Here is an 18,262-nt window from a genome sequence, read left to right as displayed (position 1 = left end):
ATGGAGTAGCCCAATGAGCGAAATGACACGACTTTCCGAGCTTGGCCAATTTCAGCCCCGCTCGCCACTGGCCTCGGACGATGACGCGGTTCGCGTCCAGTCCCTGCGCCTGCTGGCCCGCGGCCTGGGAGAAAACAAGCCCGTTCACCGCCGCATGTCGGACATGCTCTCGGTCGTGCTGGCCCTTTCGTCCCGTACACGCCGCATGGTCCTTCCCCGCGTGTCGGTCGATGTCGATGTCTTCGATCCCGCCGGACGCCGCGCCCTGCGCATGTATATGCCCCAGGAAGACTAGGGTCAGCGGAACCGCTTGCCCCTGCTTGCGTTGCCTGAGGTATTGGCAACGGAGGCAGGTATGGCACTCACAGGCAAGATCGCTCTGGTGACCGGCGGCGGTTCGGGATTGGGCAAGGCCAGCGCCCTCAAGCTGGCTGCCGAGGGCGCCGACATCGCCCTTCTGAGCCGCACGATGGAAGAGGTCGACGCCGTCGCCCTTGAAATCAACCGATTGGGGCGCAAGGCCCTTCCCCTCTATGCCGACATCTCCGATGTCGCCGACATGCAGGCAGCATTCGATCAGATCACCGAGACGTTCGGACGGCTCGACTTCGTTTTCGCCAATGCGGGCATAAACGGCACCTGGGCGCCAATCGAGGATCTGACGGTCGACGACTGGGACCGGACCATCAATGTCAATCTGCGCGGCACGTTTCTAACCCTCCATCACGCCGTGCCCCTGATGAAGGCGCGCGGAGGATCGATCGTCATAACCTCCTCCATCAATGGAACGCGGACCTTCACCACGGCCGGCGCGTCCGCCTATTCCACAACAAAGGCCGGTCAACTCGCCCTCGCCCAGATGGCCGCGCTCGAGCTTGCCAAGCACCGCATCCGCGTTAACGCCATCTGCCCCGGCGCCATCGAAAGCCAGATCGATGAGAACACCGAGCTCCGCAATGTGGAAAAAGCAGCCGAACCCGCCCACTACCCCGATGGAGACATTCCGCTGACGGACGGTGCCCCCGGCAAAGCCGAGGACGTTGCAGATCTGGTCTGCTTTCTGGCCTCGGATGCCTCAAGGCACATCACGGGAACGCCCATCTGGATCGATGGGGCGCAATCGCTGCTGATCTGAGAAGGCCCGCGCCTAGACCGATCCCGCCAGGACACGCTGATCGCGCGAACTGTGCTCACCAGAACGCCGATGGCGCGAAAACAGGTTGAGTGCTTCCAGCAGCAACCGATATTCCTGCCGCGCCCCGATATGGCTCATGGTCGGCATGCCCCCCAGTGCCTCCGCATCGAGCGGATCGAAAACCGTCATGCCGATGGGAAACAGCGACCGGAAGATCACCCGCTCGGCAATGCCGTCGGACACACGGCATCCGACACGCTCGGCAACGTTTTCCAGCCCGGTCTGCACCAGCCTCGTGTTACGCGAATTGAGCATGGAGATGCGATTGCGCACCATGACCCAGTCGATGGTGCGCCCGTCGATAGCCAGCCGCTCCCGGCGCGAGCGTTGGACCAGCCGCGTATAATGACTCAATTCGATCAAGGCACCGCTGTCAGGTTCGATCCGGGCAATCACATCCAGATCGATCAGACTGTCGTTAAGTGGGGTAATCAGCGTGTCGGCCAGCGAGTGGGCGATGCGAGTGAGGTGGGTGTCAAAGCCGGGCGTGTCGATGATAAGATAGTCGACGTCCCTTTCGACTTCCGCCACCGCCCGGCGAAACATCTCGAACTCGGTATCCGCATTTTTCTCAAGCGAGTCACCCCTGCCCTGCGGCAGATGAAAATGGGTGGAGTGGGGAACCTTGAGACCATGGGCGTTGGCCCATTCCCGGCGATTGCGCACATAGGTCGTCAGCGTGTGCTGACGGCTGTCGGCGTCGATCGTGGCGACGCGAAAGCCTTCATAAAGCAGGTGGACGGCAAGATGAATCGCCGTGGTGGACTTGCCCGAGCCGCCTTTTTCGTTGCCCAGAACGATAACATGCGCGTTCGATCGCTGCATTTGATCCGACTCTAACCCTTGCCCCCAAAAGCGTTGCACAGCTTGTGTGCTTAACAAAACCCGCACAAGTACGAATTTTGCGCGTTCGCCCCACCTTAGTTCGTATTTGATTTACATTTTATAAACGAATGACCAGCCCAGTTTGCCCGCGCTGGTCATTTCGAATCGCAGACATGGCCCGATCAGATCAAATCCAATAGGGGGGCACCCCGTAATAGGTGTAGATGTCCATGGCCCGCTGGCGGTCATCCCAGGCAAAGTCATCGTCGGGTTCGTAGCGCGGTGCGGCATCAAGGTCTGCCTTGGAGATGTCGGTACGGTATCCGCCAATGCTTTCGTCATAGGTCAGTTTGGCCCACGGGATCGGGTAATGGTCGTCCCCGATGCCCAGAAACCCGCCAAAGCTGAGAACCGCATAGCCAACCTTGCCGCTGACCTTGTCGATCATGACCCGTTCGATGGTGCCGATCTTGTCATTGGCCAGGCTGTAAACCGCAGTACCTTCAACCTTGTCGCTCCCGATCAGATTGCCGCTTTCGCGGCGATCCAGATCGCGGGCTTCAAGCCCGTTGTCCGTTCTCGGATCCATTGTAAATCTCCGTCGCTGGTTGCACTGAAGAGTCAACGGAATGGAGTCTGTGGAGTTCCAGCTTCAGGAAACTAAGGCACGAGGTCATTGAACCGGCTTAAAGCAGCCCCAGTTGGGCCAGCTCTTCGGCCATGCCTTCGGGCGGCGTTTCCTCTCCCGCCCGGGCAAGATCGGGTGGCGCGTCCTTGGCCTGCAGATAGCGCCAACCCTGGAATGGCCGACGCGGATAAGGCGCTGTGCGGATCAGATCGGGCTCAAGAAGGATGTCGCAACACGACCGCCCCTCCCCGTCGGTTTCAGCCTTGAGGTCGGCAATCACCTGACGCGCACGCACCGCACCGGCAATAACCCAGTATAACGATCCCTGTCCCACAATCTCGTCGGCCCTTTTGGGCATCATGCGGGTGCGATGGACATTAAGCCCGTCGGGGCGTCCGAAGCCTTGCTCGCGGCGCAGCGCGCGCCATTCGATCAACTCCTCCACCGAGGAAACGCCAACACAGAGCTTGATGATATGCATGGGGAACCACCCAAAAAGAAAATGGGGCGACCGTTTCCGGGCACCCCATTGTCGTATCTGAATCTGTCTGTTGCCGAAAGGCCGTATCAGGCGCCAGCAATGACAGAGACAATGAAACCGAGCGAGATCAAGCCGACACATGTCCAACTTGCAGCCCGCCAGCATACGGCCTTGGATTGGCTACGCATGCAAGCTCCTTGCGCTGTTGCAAAAGCGGTGAGCGCGATTGCCGCCACTCACCGGTAACGCCTAATTAACTACCCAAAGCCGGTTCCGCAAGCCATGATTGAGCCACATTCGCGCAAATCTCACTTGCAATATTCGCATGACGGGCGAATCGCACTCAGAACAGTCCGAACCACCAGCCCGCCAGGGTCAGGAAGGCGAAAAAGCCGATCACATCGGTAAAGGTCATCACAAAGGTCGAGGAGGCCACGGCCGGATCGATCTTAAGCCTGTTGAGAAGCATCGGGATGAGAATTCCGCAGCCCCCGGCAACGATCATGTTGACCACCATGGCCAAGCCGATCACCATCCCGAGCGCCGGGTTGGCAAACCGGAACCCGGTGATCACCCCGAGGAGCACGGCAAAGATCACACCGTTGGTCAGCCCGACGAGCAATTCGCGTCGGATCAGCCGCCAGGCGTTGTTCCTGTCGAGTTCCCTTTGCGATATGGCCCGAACGGTGACCGTCATGGTCTGCGTGCCTGCAACCCCGCCCATCGAAGCAACGATGGGCATAAGAACCGCCAGAGCAACCATCTGCTCGATGGTGCCGTCAAAGAGCCCGATGACCAGCGACGCCAGCGTGGCGGTGCCCAGATTGACCAGCAGCCACGTCGCCCGGCTGCGCACAACGCCGGGCACCGTGCGCGAAATGTCTTCGTCACCCACACCGCCGAGACGATGGATATCCTCATTGGCTTCTTCATTGATGACGTCAACGATATCGTCGATCGTCAGGACGCCCACCAGCCGCTTGCTCTCATCGACAACGGCGACTTCGATCTGATCGTAGCGCTCGAAGATGCGCGCCGCCTCTTCCTGATCGAGCGTAGCATCGATCTGGCGGATCTGGGTGTTCATGATCTCTTCGATGCGTGTCGCCCGCTGAACCCGAAGAATGCGGTCGAGCGGGATGGTGCCAAGCAGGTTGAACCCGGGATCTACGACATAGATCTGATAAAAATCGTCGGGCAGATCGTCATTGGTCCGCAGATAGTCGATGGTTTGCCCTACCGTCCAGAACGGCGGAATGGCAATGAATTCGGTCTGCATCCGCCGTCCGGCGGAATCCTCGGGGAAATCCAGGCTTCGTTTGAGCGAGATGCGATCGAAAGCCGGCATCTGGGCCAGAATTTCGTCCCGGTCCGCAGCATCGATATCCTCGAGAATATAAACGGCATCGTCATTGTCGAGATCGGCGACGCCGCGCGCGATCTCGGCATTTGGCAATTCTTCCATCAGCTCGATACGAACCGAATCGTCGACCTCGGTCAGCGCCGAATAATCGAAGGCATGGCCCAGCAGCATGACCAGCCGCACCCGATCATCAGCCGGCAGCGCCTCGATGACGTCGCCGGTTTCCGATTCATGGAGCGGCTCCATACGCTTGCGCAGAGCCTCGGCATCCCCTGTGTCGATCTCGGCGCGCAGCGCCTCGTACCAATCGGAACGGAGCCGGCCGTTCCCGTCATAGATGGTTTCGGGAATTTCGTCGGGTTCCGGTCCGGTCGATGCAGCGTCTTCCATGCAACTCTCCTTCCCGGTTATTGCGCAGGGCGCGCGACTCTTGGTTCCTGGCTATGGCGTAACCCATCCGCCTGCCATTTGCCACAGCGCAATCGCATGGCAGCTGCCCGCCACCGCCGCCCGCTAAGTAGTTTAGCCTAAAGCCATATAAGGGCGACCTTATCGTCATACCCATCACGTTGCTCCATGCAACGGAGGCTGGAATGCGTATCGGTGGCCCTAGGCTCAAAGGATGGATGCCCATCGCCGGGTGGACGGTTTGCGGCCCGCTGTTCTGCGTTCTGGTGGCGCTCGGTTACAACGTCGTGACATTTGCGGCCTTTCCCATGGAAATTCAGATCCGCGCTGTCTTTGCGGCCATCGTCGTGCCACTCGGGCTGGCCGCACCGTTCTTTCTCTATTTTTCTCTCAAGCTGCGCGAGTTGGCGTCTGCCAACCGCCAGCTCGGCCTTCTCGCCGCCACCGACGGGCTGACCAATTGCCTCAACCGGACTGCCTTTACGGCACTGGTCGAAGCGCGGCTCGAAGCACTGGTTCCTCAGGGCGATCACGTCCACGGCGCCTTGCTCATCATCGACGCCGACAATTTCAAGCAGGTCAACGATCGCTTCGGTCATCACAATGGCGATATCGCCCTGACCCTGATCGCCCGGGCCATCCGCTCCTCGGTGCGCGCCGGCGATAATGTGGGGCGGCTGGGCGGCGAGGAGTTCGGCGTCTTCCTGCCCGTTGTCGACCGCTATGGCGCCGAGACCGTGGCCGAGCGGCTCCGCCGCGCCGTCGAAAAGCTGGCCTTCGTTGCCGATGGTCATCGCCATCAGCTTTCTGTGAGCGTCGGCGGCGTGGTGTTCGATCGCCGCACCGGCTTTGAGGACTTGTTCAAGCTGGCCGACGAGCGGCTCTATGCCGCCAAGAACGAAGGGCGCAACACTGTCAGGCTGATCGGCTGCACAAACAGCGGGGCCGGCTTTGCAATCCTCGATGCCTGAGGCTATCTAGGCCCATGGCCGCCGACCCGTCCTCCATCAAGCACTATTTCGACGACGACGCTGTGGCCGTCGCCAAACGCCTGATCGGAGCCCGATTTCTGGTCGATGGCATCGGCGGCACTATTGTCGAGACCGAGGCCTACGCTCGGGACGAACCCGCGTCGCACAGTTTTCGCGGCCCCACGCCCCGCAACAAGCCGATGTTTGGCAGACCGGGCACCGTCTATGTCTATCGCAGCTATGGCATCCACTGGTGCGTCAATTTCGTGTGCCGTCCCGGCAGTGCCGTCCTCATCCGCGCGCTCGTGCCTATCGAGGGAATAGAGGAGATGATCGGCCGGCGCGGCCTCTCGGACACGCGAAAGCTCTGCGCGGGTCCAGGGCGGCTGACACAGGCGCTCGGCATCGATCTTAGCCACAACGACCGTCCCTTGTCCGATCCGCCTTTCAGCTTCACCCCGGCCCCTGTCGAGGGGCCGATCCTCACCGGCCCGCGCATCGGTATTACCAAAGCCGTCGACCTGCCCTGGCGGTTCGGACTGCCCGGCAGCAAATATTTGAGCAAGCCTTTCACGAAAAACGGCTCCTCAGAGGTCTGAAGAGCCGTGCGAAATCTGATTGGATCAGGCTTCAGGCCTGGATGACCACCACGCGGGTACCCGAGGGCACGCGCTCGTAAAGGTCGATGATATCGTGATTGAGCATGCGAATGCAGCCCGACGACATCGCCAGCCCGATCGATTGCGGCTGGTTGGTGCCATGGATGCGGAACATCGTGTCCCCGCCGCTCCGGTAAAGATAAAGCGCGCGGGCTCCCAAAGGATTGTTCGGCCCGCCGGCCATGCCGTTGCGATAAGGCCCGTTGGCCTCGGGATCGCGGCGCAGCATGTTGGCGGTGGGTGTCCAGCTCGGCCACTCCGCCTTGCGCCCGATATAGGCATTGCCGCGCAGCGCAAGCCCTTCGCGTCCGACACCGACGCCATAACGCATCGCCTTGCCCTCATCTTCGACAAGATAAAGAAAGCGGGCGGGCGTATCGACGACGATAGTGCCCTTGGGATGGTTGGTCTCATAATCTACGCGCTGCCGCCGCAACTCCGGCTTTATAAGCCGTGCGTTCAGCGCGGCGAGCGGGAACGGCTCATCGGTCACGGGCCCGTAAGCATTGACCATGGACATGGAAGAAACGGAAGAAGAGGTGCGCGTTGAACACGCAGCCAGAAAAAGCGGAAGCCCTACAAGAAATCCGCGGCGTGTCAGGCTCATCGATAGCTACCCAGGCAAGAATCAACAACGTGAGCAATAATTAACCACAAGGGTTAAAACTTCTCTCACCATAATTCCGCCCCATGACGGCCCGATTGCGGCTTTTTAGCGATCCTGGCCGGGACCGCGACAAATCTGCAACACCTCCGCGTCCAACGCCGGACGTCACAGAAAGGAGCATCTGACCCGACACCCCTTTCCGTTCGATGCCAGTTACCCTTGCGGGCCCGGCGCCGACGTCATGCCTGTCGCAGCAGGGGGAACCCCGCCGTCCTCGGATGGCGGCATGTCGCATGCGGCAGCCGCCAATAATAGTGGCAATGCAAGTACAGCAAGAATTTTGCGCATTTTTGTCTCTCCCTGTTTAATGCACGGTTGATTGGGATGGTCAGTTCGCCGGCTGGACAATCGCCTCGATGGCGCCCCCGACTTCTTCGGCAAATACCGGATCGGCCTGTGCCGCTGTCAGAATGGCGTTGTACTCATCGACCGAAATGCCATCGGTGCTTTCAACTGTGCTCGCCATTTGCTCCTGGGCCATCATCTGGATGACTGCCCGGTCGTCGTCGGTCTCGGCGCTTTGCAGCTGCTGTTCCGCCTGCATGCCGATATCCATGATTTGAACGTAAGCGACCGCGAATGACTCAATCTGACTTTGGTCAAAATCAGTGGCAGGCGCCGCCATGGGGGGCTGCTCAGGAGTTGCCGGTGCGGCGTCCTGAGCCAGAACCGCACCGCCTGCGCTTGCTGCGAATATGACGCTGGCGGCCAGTGCGGTCATGGTGTTTCGAATACCCATTTTGTGTCCTTTTCCGTTCGGTGTGGAACGCCTCTCGGAGACGAACTCAATTTGTCGGGTTTTCGCAAACCCAATCCCGCAACCCTCTTGGACGATGATGACGAGAATGTGATCGGCGATAGATTGCCGGAATTCGGGCATTTCGGACCCATCCGACCGAGCATGCACCGATTTTGCCGGTACGGCCCCGCGCCTTCGACCCAACCTCCAGCTCCGGGTGATCGAAGCGCGGCAGACATGCAAAAACACCTCTGACGCCCTTATGATCTGTGAGGCGAATCCGGAACCTTGGCCCGCCCAACGCCTTTGAGCGACAGACGTGAAAAAGGAGACATGGCCATGCCACGTGGAGATAAATCCAAATACACTGACAAACAGGAACGCAAGGCCGATCACATCGCCGAAGGCTACGAAGACCGCGGCATTTCCGAGGATGAAGCCGAGCGGCGCGCCTGGGCCACCGTCAACAAGGAATCGGGCGGCGGCAACAAGTCGGGCTCGGGCCGAGGACACAAGGACACTCACGAAGCTGCCCGCAAGGGCGGCAAAAAAGGCGGCGAAGCCAGCGCAAACCGTCCGGCCAGCGAACGTTCCGCCTCAGCCAAGAAGGCGGCCGAAACCCGCAAGAAGAACGCCGAGCACGCCCACTAGAGCCGTTGCTTTGTCGCGTGTCCGAACCGCAAGACCGTTTCCATCCCCGATCGCGTCGAGGACATGCATTTGCTGGACGCGGTCCAGGATGAACGGAGTGATGTAAGGAAAATGGCCCGTGGGCCAGAGATGGTGCGGTCGAGAAGAAACGGCGATTTTGCCGACCGACCGTTGATTTCATTGAGCTTTTTCGCCCGTCGATGAAGGCGTTTGTAGCGGGGTTTTGTAGCGGCTGTCAACCGTCTCAAACGTGATCATTGACGCAGCCCAACGCGCGCCAAAACCATTCTGCCTAGTGCGCTGATGTAGGGACCATCCTCCAGCGTCCCATATTTGCTGGGTCTCCTTCTCCGCGGCTCATCTGCGTACGGAGCAGAGCTAAGGAAGCCTATGGCAATCAGTTTGCGGAAGGAGGCATGGTGGAGCTCACCTTTGGCACGGTCCTCGTCAGGCGCGTTTGCAGGGAGTTGGGGTGGTTTCAGGGCCTCCAACTTTTCAGATGCTTGTGGGTCACTCACAGCGTCCAAGAGCAGTAAGTCATCGTCACCAACCTCATCGAGCAGTCGGAGGATTTTCAACTCGTTGAGCTTGTCCACTTCATCAGCGTCAACCCCATGCGCGACGCACCTTGCCAAGTATATGCGGCGCGCTTGCGTAAAGGCTCTAGCGGCTTGGGCGATGCCCTCCTCGACTAAGGGCATGTTCGAAGGTTGCAGCAGCTTCTCCGCAGCGGAGAGCCGGTCCACTTCGCCGGCCAAGAGTACTAGGAAGTCGGATACGCGGTCCAAACGTTGGTTTGGTATTGCGGTTGAGATCACCTCGGCAAGCACAGAGCCCGCGCCTGGAACTGCACCAGAAAGTGCCCGCGCAACAGCAGTCAGTCTGTCGGATGCATTCGTACCCACACCTGCTGATACCGTCTTCGCAAGGCTAGCGCCTGGGGTTGCGGCAGCCGTCATGCGTTCACCTCGGTTGCGACACTGTTAAGCTAAGCAGGGACATTCCTGCTACCCGAACAGACCCAACAAATCGGGCAAGCCGAAGGTCAGCGGTGTGCAAACTGCTAAATTTCCTTCTACATCCACCTTCTTCACCACGGCTATGCCTGCCAATTTAGTGTTGCCGCTACGCATTGTGGCCACTGCCGTATTTGAAGTCACCCAAATCGGGTCGTAGGGCATAACATACTTGAAACCATGAGCCTTGCAGTAGACTAAGGGCGAGCGGTCATAGGAATAAGTCTCCACGTCCGCTGAATCAGAGTTAGCGCCGTTTAACGTCCTACAAGATCGATAGAAGGAAATTGTCAGTCCCTCCCTAACCTGCTCCTTGGGCTTCATAAGCTGCTCGACATCGATTGCCTTGATGGAGAGACGCCTTAGGATGAGCTTTGCCTCGTATAGTTCTGGCGCGATGTAGCCAGTTTCTGGAAAGCCGTTTCTTAGTATTTTCGCCGCTGCTGGCGAGAGGGTATCCTTGGAGAAGTGGAGCACCCTCGGTAGATTGACATAATGTGGCGTGGAGAGCTTATCGAGCCATACTGGTCGCTGCGCAAACGAGCCCAGCAAAGCAGCGTCGGAAACCTCTTGCTCCGCCCTGGCCTTCCAACTCCTCAACAGCTCAACGTCAAATCCCTCTCCGCCTCGCTTGTCGATCAAGTCGGCACAGTCCGCGCAAAGCCATATTCCATTGTCAGCGCCCCTGCGCTGGACGGCTGTTAGCGTCTCGTCATACCTCGGTCCATTCGGGGACGCCGCTGTTATGTGGGCAGCTCGACCTGTGACTGAAAAGACGCTTGGATAGTCGGGATTAGGGACAAGCGTCATGCGCCTGCATTCCGGGCGTGAACAAGCTCCCGCCACCCTCATCAAAAGTGCCCTCACGGTGGACGAAGAAAAGTCATCTCGCGACCTGGACAACTTAGGGTCGGAGGCGTTTACCTGCGTCATGCGCTTTCCACTATGTACTTAGCTCGATGAAACAGCTCATCGAAAGTGAGAACGTCGGGTTGCAAGAGGTTTCTCCGGTAAAGCTCGAAGGCCCGGAACTTGGGCCGGTGCAACCCACTATCCGTCATAAGCTCCGAAAGTCTCCCGGCGATCACGAAGGACCGGGGCTGTATCGCTTGCAAAAGCTCCCCCGAGGGGCTCCCATCGTCTAGTTCTGGCCGCAGCTCATCGCCTATCACAGCCAACGCGGCATGAAGTGCAGCCTGAACCTGGGCAACGGCGCCCGTGAGTTCCTTGGAAGGTTGCCACACATCAGGCCGGTAAGCACCGGTGGCTAGCAGCGCGGTATCGTGACGCTTGATCTCGACAAAGCAAAGCGAGCTGACTTCGGCTCTAGTCTTCAAAAGGCTGTCCACCCGCTTTCCACGACCGGAAACGTCAAAGCCCTTCACTACCTGCTCCAGCTTGCGGTCTTCCAAGCCAGTCATAAACACGTACGAAAGGCCATAACCGAAAACCCATTGGTTCTGCTCGAAAAACCTCTGCCATACAGCCTCTGGTTTTCCGGCACATTCGGCCAACTCGGTCGCGAATGCGGCTTCATCGTTGAGCAGGCCATCGAAGCGCTGGAGCTGCGCCTTTCGATAGCCGAGAGCAACCACGTCCTCTGTTGTGATTTCAGTCCGCGCTAGAGCAGCCAGCAACGGAGCATTCGCAGCCATCATTCTCCGGGTCTGCTCTGGAGACAGGAGCATCTCCTCAAGCTCGCCATCGCTGATATTGAGGCCCTTACTGTCGGGAAATTTGACGCGGCGGATGTTTGCCACGAATTGCAGGAGGGCAGTGATTTGCTCGGGATAGAGCGTGAACGCTTCTCTCGGTCCAGCCTTAGTGAATTTCTGAATGACTAAGTTGGTAATGCCTCGGTCATCCTCAAGAAACTTGGCGACCAGTTCAAACCGTGCCGGAGGTTTCTCCTGGAGGACCACCTCACCCTTTTCCTTGGCAAACTCGAGACCCCCACCCCCGTCTACGACTTTTCTAGCGATGCGCAATGGCCGCTCGGAGAACTTGCTCAACCGGGGGCTCACGTAAGTCTTCCAAGGCCGCTTTCTCCAAAACGCCAACTCTTCATCCCAGCCCTCCAAAGCATTTCCCCCACGTGTACTATGATGAGACTATGTGCCTTAAGGCGGCCAAGCAACATCTTCGGGCATCATCCAAGAGAACAAAACATATGGGTGCCCCGTCGAAAGCCCGCCAACGACAATGGCTATCGTGGCACCCCGAGGGAGAATAGGCGGACTTGTTTCGCAATCTCTAAAACACATAATATCCCCTACTAAAGGGAAACGCCGATGGCAGCTTGTTAAGGAGACTCGACCCGCGCAAGTACGCGAGAAACCTGCGTAGGCGTCCATGCGCCGCCTCTTGAGGTTGCGATGCCAGTGTCGTTTAGCGTGGCCGCTATTGCCGCCAGCGTGGCCCCTGACCGGCGCAAAGGCCCTATCACCTTCATCACCTTTTCGGCCTCGGCCTTCGCTTTGGCCTGTATAGCCTCATTCCGCTTCATGGTCTTGTCCCGAAGGCCGCCCAGCTTCTTGCCGTTGGCTTTGGCCGACTTGAGCGCGGCCTTGGTGCGTTCACTGATAAATGCCCGCTCCTGCTCAGCAAGAGCCGCGTAAATATGGAGCTGGAACTTGTCCGCGAACGGCATTGAGGCCACTCGCAATTTCAGAGCCTTGTCGTCCATGAGCGCAGCAATGAAGGACACCTTGCGGCTGAGGCGGTCCAGCTTGGAGACCAGCAGTTCGGCTCCTGTTGAACGAGCGAGCTTTAGGGCCTGCGCGAGTTCCGGGCGATCATCCGAGCTGCCCGACAAAACGTCTTGAAACCGGCCGATTACCTCGTAGGGCACATCAGAGAAATTGGTGAGGAACAGATCAATGTCCCTCTCCTGCGCCTCCAGACCGTGACCACTCCGGCCCTGTTCCTGGGTGCTGACGCGGGTGTAGATGACGTATTGCTTCATGGTGATCCCCTACTCTGGGAACCACCATATTCCGCAATTATCTAATGTCAACGATCGTTGTGGATGTAAAATTTGGTCCACGGTGTAGACGGCCCTGCTACGGGGAACGCCTTGATCAACAGGGTGGGACCATCTTGACCACGCTCAGCTAGTTGAGCTGGGCTTGCTCAATGCCAGCGCCTTCCCGGAGATCGGGCATACCTTTGGCGTGGTATTGTGGCGGGAAGTCAATCAGTCCGGTGGGAAGGCCATCGAATGAAGGGGCGAGGGGGGAGGCGCGCCATTCCACTATTATAGGGGACGTCTCAGATTTTTTCTCCGAAGTATCCGGGGATGAGAAGACAGCGCGGTCGCGGCTAGCTTGCCCGAGCGCGGAGGCACTTCTTCCTAATAGTGGGGGCAATCAAGGGGGGCGCGAGGCTCCCCCTCCATCTGGGCACTGCAATGGGGAAATTCCCCACTCAGAAGGGCAGGTGAGAAGATGGTCTGTTTCCGGCCTTATGCATCCGCGATGTCCTTACCTCCTCATCGATCTGCCAGCCGCTGACCTGTTCCAACGCGTTGCGGAACTCTGACAGGAGGCTAGACATGCCATCAACGAGCGTGTGCCGGTCCGCGCTAAGCGAGTCGTGAAACAGGGAGCGCATTTCGAGGAGGCGGGCGTTGATAATGTGCTTGACCAGTATGGGCGGTTTTGGTGGTGGTCCATCACTGCCCATGGTTGCCTTCTCGGGCTGCTCCATCTTTTTGTATTCCGCAGGGAAGTCCTTGCGCATCCATGTGATGATGGTTTTGTGCTCGCGCGAAAGATCGCGCCCCATTTCGCGATAGGACTTAAATGTGCCGTCAGCGTTCATGTGATGCCCTGCGCGGATGTAGGTCGCGAACACCCGGCGGGTTTCCTTTGGGGTAAGCTGGAGGCCGTGCGTACCGTTGGCCATCGCTGCCTGATATTGTGCTTCGAGTCGCGATAGCTTTACGACTTTGGCTCGCACAGATTTAACCGGCTGCCCTCCTCTGAGCTTGGCCTCCGCCTGCATCGTCTCCAGTACGGTGAGGCGGTGGTGTCCGTCGACCACAACCGGGTACCCTTGCTCCCCTTCTATGAAAGCGATGAGCAAGGGGGGCACGTCGGCACCAGCCCTATAGGCTGCCCGTAGCCGTTGCTTGTTGCCCTCGTCGAGGCGATTGCGGACCTGCATGGTCGGGTCGACGCGGATCGCAAGAAGGTCAACATCAAATGGTCCCAGGACTTTTCCTGGGGCCTCTTTGTCGAGTTTTCGCTTGATGACTTCCATTCTCATTGGTGTGCTTTCTGAAATGTCGGGACGCCCCTACCCGCATTGGGTTCAACACGTGTCGGCTAGAGGGAGGGATGGAACCAGCATTGATCGTGTCGGGGGTGCGTAGGTTGGACCGTGCGCCGATCGGTGCGCGATTGCTTATGATGGGGGTAATCGTCCTCAGCGTGGCCCGAGCGGCAGCCGCCGGATTGGTGAAGTCGGGGAGCGACATGACGGCAGCGTTTGCATTAGCTTCCAGCTCGTTGAACGCGGCGGTGTAGAGCTCCTTGAAGCCGGGCTGCCTCCTTACCGGTGAAGCCCATGACGAGGAACGAGAAGCCATCCTTGGTCATGTCGACCGCGCGGAGTGACCGGCCCGAGGCGTCCTTGTAGGAGCTGAGCTGAAAATTCAGCGCAGTGAAACCTGCACTACATTCCAATCGGTCGATGGATTGGAGAACGTTGCGATGTTCCTTGCCGAAGAAGGCAGCCACGTCCCGGCTATTGGTGAAGGCCTGTCCGTCCTTGAGGGTGGTAGAGGGAAAACGTCCCGGGTCACCCAATCCTGAAACTTGCGGGCCTCGGGTTTATCCGACCGCGCAATGAGCTTGTAGAGGCCGCTTTTGGAGATGCTGACCATCTTGCGACCGGGTGCCAGACCAACATCAATCCGATTGGTGTAGCTTCGCTCATCCGGCGAGAGGATGTTGTACGGCATCGAATTGCTGTTGGTCGGGCCGTAGATTGCTTTGATGACATCTGCTGCCACGAACCACGGCTCGTCCGAGATGGTCAGGACACGCAGCTCAAGGCCGGAGAAGGAGAGTGTTTTTAGTTCGGCAGGGGCCAGGCGGGGAATGGTCGGCCTACTCCCTACCGCTGCCGCTACCGGTTTTCGACGCTGGCCCACGTCCGCCAGCCGACCGGCGAACAGTTGCCGGTCACACATGGATGCCGGCTCTGTTCCCCTACCCTTAGCCCCCTCCACTCAACCCATGCGCTCAGGCGGGGAAACGGCACACGAACGTAAAGACCGGAGGACGACCCCCGATGTGATTGGCGAAGTGGCGGTGGATCATCTCCCGAAGGTCCGCACGAAGGTTGCTGACAATGTCTTTGATGGAAGTGAAAAAGCCCCGCATGAGCGTTCTCGTGTTTCGCGGCCGTGTCGACCGTTCTCGGACATCATGGGGAAGGCCTCAGGGCGACGTACAGAGTCGAGAATGGCTGTGGCTGGGATGATCCGCCAGCCACCGCCAAAGCCGCCCTGTGTGCCTACTAAAGGGCTCAGAGCGCGATCTTGGAAGTGTCGACTGGATAACGCGGGAAATCCTTGATGGCTTCGGCCAAGTCCTCGACACTGGGGCGTTCGTAGATGGAACCAACATTTCCGGAACTATGACCACAGAACGCATCTCGCAGACGCTGCTCGATCTTTGCTCGGGCGGCGCGGCGTTTGAAGGTATGTCGCCAGCCATGGTTGGGGCTTACGCCTTGGTCGGTAACACCGAGTTTGCGCACCCAGTCGGCCAGCTTTTGTCGCACCTGCACGTACATCGGGCGCACTGGATTGAGCGGGTCTACGGCCCTTTTTTGACTTCCGCTGGCCTTTGGATCATAAAACAGCGGCCCGCCCCTTGCCTCTTGGACGAAGCCAATGAAGCCCTGCTCGACCAGATGGTCGTGCAGCACGACAGTGCGGGAAACTGATCCCTTAACCGTGCCCGCCTCTGGACGAATATGCAGCATCCAGAAGCCGTCCCGATGCTTTTCGATGTCCTCTTTGCGGAGTTGAGTCATTTCCCCGGGACGTGAGCCCGTGTATGCGCACAACCATGGCACCCACCTAATTGCGGCCCGTAAATAGGGGGATGTGCGGGAGGAACGCGATATAAGCGTAGCCTTAAGAATAGCCTCTACATCTTCTTCGCTAAACTCACCCTTGGTGCCAGAGGTACGACCCACCGCCACCTTCACCCCATCGAAGGGGTTGCTGCCAATCTTCTTCTGGTCCTTCACCCAATTGAAAACCCGCCGGGCGGCAGTAAGCCAAACTTCATTGACAGTTCGACCGCTGGCGTTGCCGCCCATAAGCTTGTCTTTCCAAGCAACCGCATCATCGTCGGTGATGAGGGTCAGGTCCTTGCCGTCAGTGAATGTATTTAAATGCTCGAAGACGCCACGCCAGCGGTTGATGGTCGAGGCTTGTGGGTTTCGTTCTTTCACCCATGCTTCAAATGCTTCCCACGCGTTCCAGCCGCAGTGTTTCCGTCCATCAACCGGCTGAGCGCCGGACGCAGGAAACCTCAACCTATGGGTATCTCGCCCATAGTCACCCTCTGCCCGCCTTCTTAACACCTGCAATGCTGCGATAAATTCATCTTCAAGCAGTTCGAGCAAGCGGTGGCGGTCCTCATCCCGCAACGCTCTCCCTGCCTCAGCTAGGAAAATTTCAATGCCTGAGGCTTGTGCCAATCGAGCGTGCAGAAGCGCCTTATAGCGCGGTCCTTTTGCCAGCTCAAAATCGCCATCTACCGATTCCGAGTTGACCACAAACTGCTCATGAATGGCCGCTATTGGCGCAAAAAGGCTATCGACAGCCTCCATCGATAGCTCGCGCTCTTCTTGCTGATTGATAAACCAATCGTACCATTCGCCCAGAATGGCACGCAGCTGGCGTAGCGGCAGGGCTGGCGCATCTCCCGAATCAGAGGCCCGTAACGCAGCAATTCTGCCCTCCAATTCCGCGACCCAATCCGCGAAGGCCATCTTCGCCTCACCTGCGGGTGTAGCTGCGGGACGTCGAAAACGTTCTTCCTGGCGGACACCATAGGCACGCTGGTAGGCATCGCGAATGTCAGCGGGGATACCTTTGCGGGCAAACCAATCGCCGTTTTTCGCTCGTGTAAGGCTGGTCATCGGAATAATCATTTGTAGCGCCCTTTGTAGCGGACGGGCGTCTACAACTCTCTGAAATCACTCATGTCTTTGGGATTTCAACAGAAATCCACAGACTTGGTGCGGTCGAGAAGACTCGAACTTCCACGGGAGTTACCCCACAGCGACCTCAACGCTGCGCGTCTACCAATTCCGCCACGACCGCACTGTCTGGGGAATGCTGCACCCTCGGGCGAAGCGAGGCTGCATGTAGCAAATGGTTTGGTGTCCCTCAAGGGCTATTTCGCCGTTTGGGAATAAAGTTTTGCGCTGAAGCGGTTCCAGCATAGGTGGAAGCCACTCATCCGGTTCGGAAGCGCGACAAACAAAGGCTCAGGGCAGTTTGAGCGATTCAGACAAAAGCAAAAAATGCTCCGGGCGTCAGGCGGGCTTGATGACCTTCTCGGTGACCACCACATTAAGCTGTCCATCGTCGACCTGAACCTCGCCCTTTGCGATCAGCGTGTTGTTGGCATAGATACGCATGGCGTCGTTCTCGAAGGCATCGAGTTCGATCACCGCGCCGCGCCCCATGCGCAGCAGGTGATGGACCGGCAGGACGGCCGCCCCCAGTTCCACGGAGACATCGATTTCGATGGTTTCAAGCGTATTCATCAAAAAATCCGGACCGCCAGATGCAAATCATACGGCGAGAATCGGCTTTCCCCGCGCGTCGGCTTCGACATTGAGGCGTCATGGTTAGTGAAGCGTTAAAGACTGACCAGATGAACATTTGCGCGAGCGCGCCCAAGCTCAAACGGACCGACGGAATTCCGGCCAACTGGATCATTGCCGAGTCCCAGGTGGAATACCCCGATGCTCTTGCGACAATGGAAGGCCGCGCCCGCGCGATTGCAGCCGGTGAGGCGTCCGAAGCCATATGGCTGGTCGAGCACCCTCCCCTTTATACCGCTGGCACCTCCGCCAAGACCGAGGACCTATTAATACCCGACCGTTTTCCCGTGTTCGAGGCGGGGCGAGGTGGACAATTCACCTATCATGGGCCTGGCCAGCGAGTCGCCTATGTAATGCTCGACCTGCGCCAGCGCGGACGGGACATCCGATGCCTGGTGGCCGGGCTTGAAAACTGGGTGATCGACACCCTCGGAGCCTTCAATATCAAGGGCGAAAAACGCGATGGGCGTATCGGCGTCTGGGTCAAGCGCCCGGACAAGGGCCCGTTCGTTGAAGACAAGATTGCCGCGATCGGTGTACGGGTTTCCCGCTGGGTCAGCTTCCACGGTATATCGCTCAACATCAGCCCTGATCTCGATCATTATTCCGGCATCGTGCCGTGCGGCATTAGCCAGCACGGAGTCACGAGCTTTGAGGATCTGGGGCAGATCGTTTCGATGGCCGAGGTGGATTCGGTTCTCAAATCACGCTTTGAAACGCACTTCGGGCCGGCAAGGCTTGCCTCTGCGCTGTGATCGCGACAAGGTGACCCGATTCAGTTCTCCCGATTTGGATGCAA

At 58.6% G+C, this 18,262-nt stretch carries 20 protein-coding genes and 1 tRNA gene; 6 read left to right on the top strand and 15 right to left on the bottom strand.

From position 1 onward, the window contains the following. The first annotated feature begins 13 nt into the window (after positions 1–13). Both V6617_RS08720 and V6617_RS08715 read left to right on the top strand, forming a co-directional pair. Positions 14–295: a hypothetical protein gene (locus tag V6617_RS08720; protein WP_338610481.1), complete on the top strand. Its 282-nt coding sequence runs from the start codon at positions 14–16 to the stop codon at positions 293–295. Between the two features lie 60 nt (positions 296–355). Then, positions 356–1,135 (top strand): SDR family NAD(P)-dependent oxidoreductase, encoded by a 780-nt coding sequence (locus V6617_RS08715; RefSeq protein ID WP_338610479.1) that lies wholly within the window; start codon positions 356–358, stop codon positions 1,133–1,135. A 12-nt stretch (positions 1,136–1,147) separates the two neighbouring features. Here the strand turns inward: V6617_RS08715 and V6617_RS08710 are convergent, their stop codons facing one another. The 4 genes from V6617_RS08710 to mgtE form a co-directional block, all read right to left on the bottom strand. Continuing rightward, on the bottom strand, positions 1,148–2,020 hold the full coding sequence (locus V6617_RS08710; protein ID WP_338610477.1) for a division plane positioning ATPase MipZ: 873 nt from the start codon (positions 2,018–2,020) through the stop codon (positions 1,148–1,150). Between the two features lie 187 nt (positions 2,021–2,207). Continuing rightward, on the bottom strand, positions 2,208–2,609 hold the full coding sequence (locus tag V6617_RS08705) for a PRC-barrel domain-containing protein (RefSeq protein WP_338610476.1): 402 nt from the start codon (positions 2,607–2,609) through the stop codon (positions 2,208–2,210). A 97-nt stretch (positions 2,610–2,706) separates the two neighbouring features. Then, on the bottom strand, positions 2,707–3,129 hold the full coding sequence (locus tag V6617_RS08700) for a DUF1489 domain-containing protein (RefSeq protein ID WP_338610474.1): 423 nt from the start codon (positions 3,127–3,129) through the stop codon (positions 2,707–2,709). 343 nt (positions 3,130–3,472) lie between these two features. Further along, positions 3,473–4,882: a magnesium transporter gene (gene mgtE / locus V6617_RS08695; RefSeq protein ID WP_338610472.1), complete on the bottom strand. Its 1,410-nt coding sequence runs from the start codon at positions 4,880–4,882 to the stop codon at positions 3,473–3,475. A gap of 203 nt (positions 4,883–5,085) precedes the next feature. Here mgtE and V6617_RS08690 point away from each other — a divergent pair, with 203 nt between their 5' ends. Together V6617_RS08690 and V6617_RS08685 are read left to right on the top strand one after the other, a co-directional pair. After that, on the top strand, positions 5,086–5,871 hold the full coding sequence (locus V6617_RS08690) for a GGDEF domain-containing protein (protein WP_338610471.1): 786 nt from the start codon (positions 5,086–5,088) through the stop codon (positions 5,869–5,871). Positions 5,872–5,885: 14 nt separating this feature from the next. Next, on the top strand, positions 5,886–6,470 hold the full coding sequence (locus tag V6617_RS08685; RefSeq protein ID WP_338610470.1) for a DNA-3-methyladenine glycosylase: 585 nt from the start codon (positions 5,886–5,888) through the stop codon (positions 6,468–6,470). Positions 6,471–6,501: 31 nt separating this feature from the next. Here the strand turns inward: V6617_RS08685 and V6617_RS08680 are convergent, their stop codons facing one another. Beyond that, positions 6,502–7,137, bottom strand: a complete 636-nt coding sequence (locus V6617_RS08680) for a L,D-transpeptidase (protein WP_338610468.1) — start codon at positions 7,135–7,137, stop codon at positions 6,502–6,504. A 388-nt stretch (positions 7,138–7,525) separates the two neighbouring features. Beyond that, a complete protein-coding gene (locus V6617_RS08675; RefSeq protein WP_338610466.1) occupies positions 7,526–8,077 on the bottom strand; it encodes a DUF4168 domain-containing protein in 552 nt (183 codons plus the stop codon). Positions 8,078–8,275: 198 nt separating this feature from the next. Here V6617_RS08675 and V6617_RS08670 point away from each other — a divergent pair, with 198 nt between their 5' ends. Further along, on the top strand, positions 8,276–8,587 hold the full coding sequence (locus V6617_RS08670) for a plasmid stabilization protein (protein WP_338610464.1): 312 nt from the start codon (positions 8,276–8,278) through the stop codon (positions 8,585–8,587). A gap of 1,007 nt (positions 8,588–9,594) precedes the next feature. On the opposite strand, the gene V6617_RS08665 is transcribed toward V6617_RS08670, so the two are convergent. The 9 genes from V6617_RS08665 to V6617_RS08630 form a co-directional block, all read right to left on the bottom strand. Further along, complete coding sequence (locus V6617_RS08665; protein ID WP_338610463.1) at positions 9,595–10,245, bottom strand: hypothetical protein; 651 nt, start codon at positions 10,243–10,245, stop codon at positions 9,595–9,597. Between the two features lie 287 nt (positions 10,246–10,532). Continuing rightward, positions 10,533–11,615, bottom strand: a complete 1,083-nt coding sequence (locus V6617_RS08660) for a Shedu immune nuclease family protein (RefSeq protein WP_338610461.1) — start codon at positions 11,613–11,615, stop codon at positions 10,533–10,535. A 290-nt stretch (positions 11,616–11,905) separates the two neighbouring features. Beyond that, entirely contained in the window at positions 11,906–12,568 is a 663-nt protein-coding gene (locus V6617_RS08655; protein ID WP_338610459.1) for a recombinase family protein, read from the bottom strand. A 461-nt stretch (positions 12,569–13,029) separates the two neighbouring features. Next, positions 13,030–13,866: a hypothetical protein gene (locus V6617_RS08650; protein ID WP_338610458.1), complete on the bottom strand. Its 837-nt coding sequence runs from the start codon at positions 13,864–13,866 to the stop codon at positions 13,030–13,032. A 233-nt stretch (positions 13,867–14,099) separates the two neighbouring features. Next, positions 14,100–14,345 carry a Rha family transcriptional regulator gene (locus V6617_RS19005; RefSeq protein WP_422394818.1) on the bottom strand — a complete coding sequence of 82 codons (246 nt, stop codon included), beginning with the start codon at positions 14,343–14,345 and terminating at the stop codon, positions 14,100–14,102. After that, the gene (locus V6617_RS08645) at positions 14,261–14,800 is read right to left on the bottom strand and encodes a BRO-N domain-containing protein (protein ID WP_338610457.1); all 540 of its coding nucleotides are present in this window, start codon (positions 14,798–14,800) and stop codon (positions 14,261–14,263) included. The genes V6617_RS19005 and V6617_RS08645 overlap by 85 nt, the downstream gene beginning before the upstream one ends. A 338-nt stretch (positions 14,801–15,138) precedes the next feature. Then, positions 15,139–16,782 (bottom strand): tyrosine-type recombinase/integrase, encoded by a 1,644-nt coding sequence (locus V6617_RS08640; RefSeq protein WP_338610455.1) that lies wholly within the window; start codon positions 16,780–16,782, stop codon positions 15,139–15,141. Between the two features lie 85 nt (positions 16,783–16,867). Further along, positions 16,868–16,954 (bottom strand) — tRNA-Leu (locus V6617_RS08635). A gap of 215 nt (positions 16,955–17,169) precedes the next feature. Next, positions 17,170–17,403, bottom strand: a complete 234-nt coding sequence (locus tag V6617_RS08630) for a FliM/FliN family flagellar motor switch protein (protein WP_338610454.1) — start codon at positions 17,401–17,403, stop codon at positions 17,170–17,172. Positions 17,404–17,513: 110 nt separating this feature from the next. Here V6617_RS08630 and lipB point away from each other — a divergent pair, with 110 nt between their 5' ends. Further along, positions 17,514–18,218, top strand: a complete 705-nt coding sequence (gene lipB / locus V6617_RS08625; RefSeq protein WP_338610452.1) for a lipoyl(octanoyl) transferase LipB — start codon at positions 17,514–17,516, stop codon at positions 18,216–18,218. The last annotated feature ends 44 nt before the right edge of the window (positions 18,219–18,262 follow it).

Origin of the sequence: Pelagibacterium nitratireducens (assembly GCF_037044555.1) — a bacterium.
Classification (GTDB): domain Bacteria; phylum Pseudomonadota; class Alphaproteobacteria; order Rhizobiales; family Devosiaceae; genus Pelagibacterium; species Pelagibacterium nitratireducens.
Note: the sequence above shows the minus strand (reverse complement) of the source record. Positions and strands in the feature narration are given on the sequence as shown.

What these genes read in the sequence shown, in the direction of transcription:
- V6617_RS08630 (WP_338610454.1), bottom strand. Translation starts at nt 17,403, where the DNA reads ATGAATACGCTTGAAACCATCGAAATCGATGTCTCCGTGGAACTGGGG.
- V6617_RS08675 (WP_338610466.1), bottom strand. Translation starts at nt 8,077, where the DNA reads ATGCCCGAATTCCGGCAATCTATCGCCGATCACATTCTCGTCATCATC.
- V6617_RS08680 (WP_338610468.1), bottom strand. Translation starts at nt 7,137, where the DNA reads ATGAGCCTGACACGCCGCGGATTTCTTGTAGGGCTTCCGCTTTTTCTG.
- V6617_RS08690 (WP_338610471.1), top strand. Translation starts at nt 5,086, where the DNA reads ATGCGTATCGGTGGCCCTAGGCTCAAAGGATGGATGCCCATCGCCGGG.
- V6617_RS08655 (WP_338610459.1), bottom strand. Translation starts at nt 12,568, where the DNA reads ATGAAGCAATACGTCATCTACACCCGCGTCAGCACCCAGGAACAGGGC.
- V6617_RS08685 (WP_338610470.1), top strand. Translation starts at nt 5,886, where the DNA reads ATGGCCGCCGACCCGTCCTCCATCAAGCACTATTTCGACGACGACGCT.
- V6617_RS08720 (WP_338610481.1), top strand. Translation starts at nt 14, where the DNA reads ATGAGCGAAATGACACGACTTTCCGAGCTTGGCCAATTTCAGCCCCGC.
- V6617_RS08705 (WP_338610476.1), bottom strand. Translation starts at nt 2,609, where the DNA reads ATGGATCCGAGAACGGACAACGGGCTTGAAGCCCGCGATCTGGATCGC.
- V6617_RS08700 (WP_338610474.1), bottom strand. Translation starts at nt 3,129, where the DNA reads ATGCATATCATCAAGCTCTGTGTTGGCGTTTCCTCGGTGGAGGAGTTG.
- mgtE (WP_338610472.1), bottom strand. Translation starts at nt 4,882, where the DNA reads ATGGAAGACGCTGCATCGACCGGACCGGAACCCGACGAAATTCCCGAA.
- V6617_RS08640 (WP_338610455.1), bottom strand. Translation starts at nt 16,782, where the DNA reads ATGATTATTCCGATGACCAGCCTTACACGAGCGAAAAACGGCGATTGG.
- V6617_RS08670 (WP_338610464.1), top strand. Translation starts at nt 8,276, where the DNA reads ATGCCACGTGGAGATAAATCCAAATACACTGACAAACAGGAACGCAAG.
- V6617_RS08710 (WP_338610477.1), bottom strand. Translation starts at nt 2,020, where the DNA reads ATGCAGCGATCGAACGCGCATGTTATCGTTCTGGGCAACGAAAAAGGC.
- V6617_RS08645 (WP_338610457.1), bottom strand. Translation starts at nt 14,800, where the DNA reads ATGTGTGACCGGCAACTGTTCGCCGGTCGGCTGGCGGACGTGGGCCAG.
- V6617_RS08715 (WP_338610479.1), top strand. Translation starts at nt 356, where the DNA reads ATGGCACTCACAGGCAAGATCGCTCTGGTGACCGGCGGCGGTTCGGGA.
- V6617_RS08650 (WP_338610458.1), bottom strand. Translation starts at nt 13,866, where the DNA reads ATGGAAGTCATCAAGCGAAAACTCGACAAAGAGGCCCCAGGAAAAGTC.
- lipB (WP_338610452.1), top strand. Translation starts at nt 17,514, where the DNA reads ATGAACATTTGCGCGAGCGCGCCCAAGCTCAAACGGACCGACGGAATT.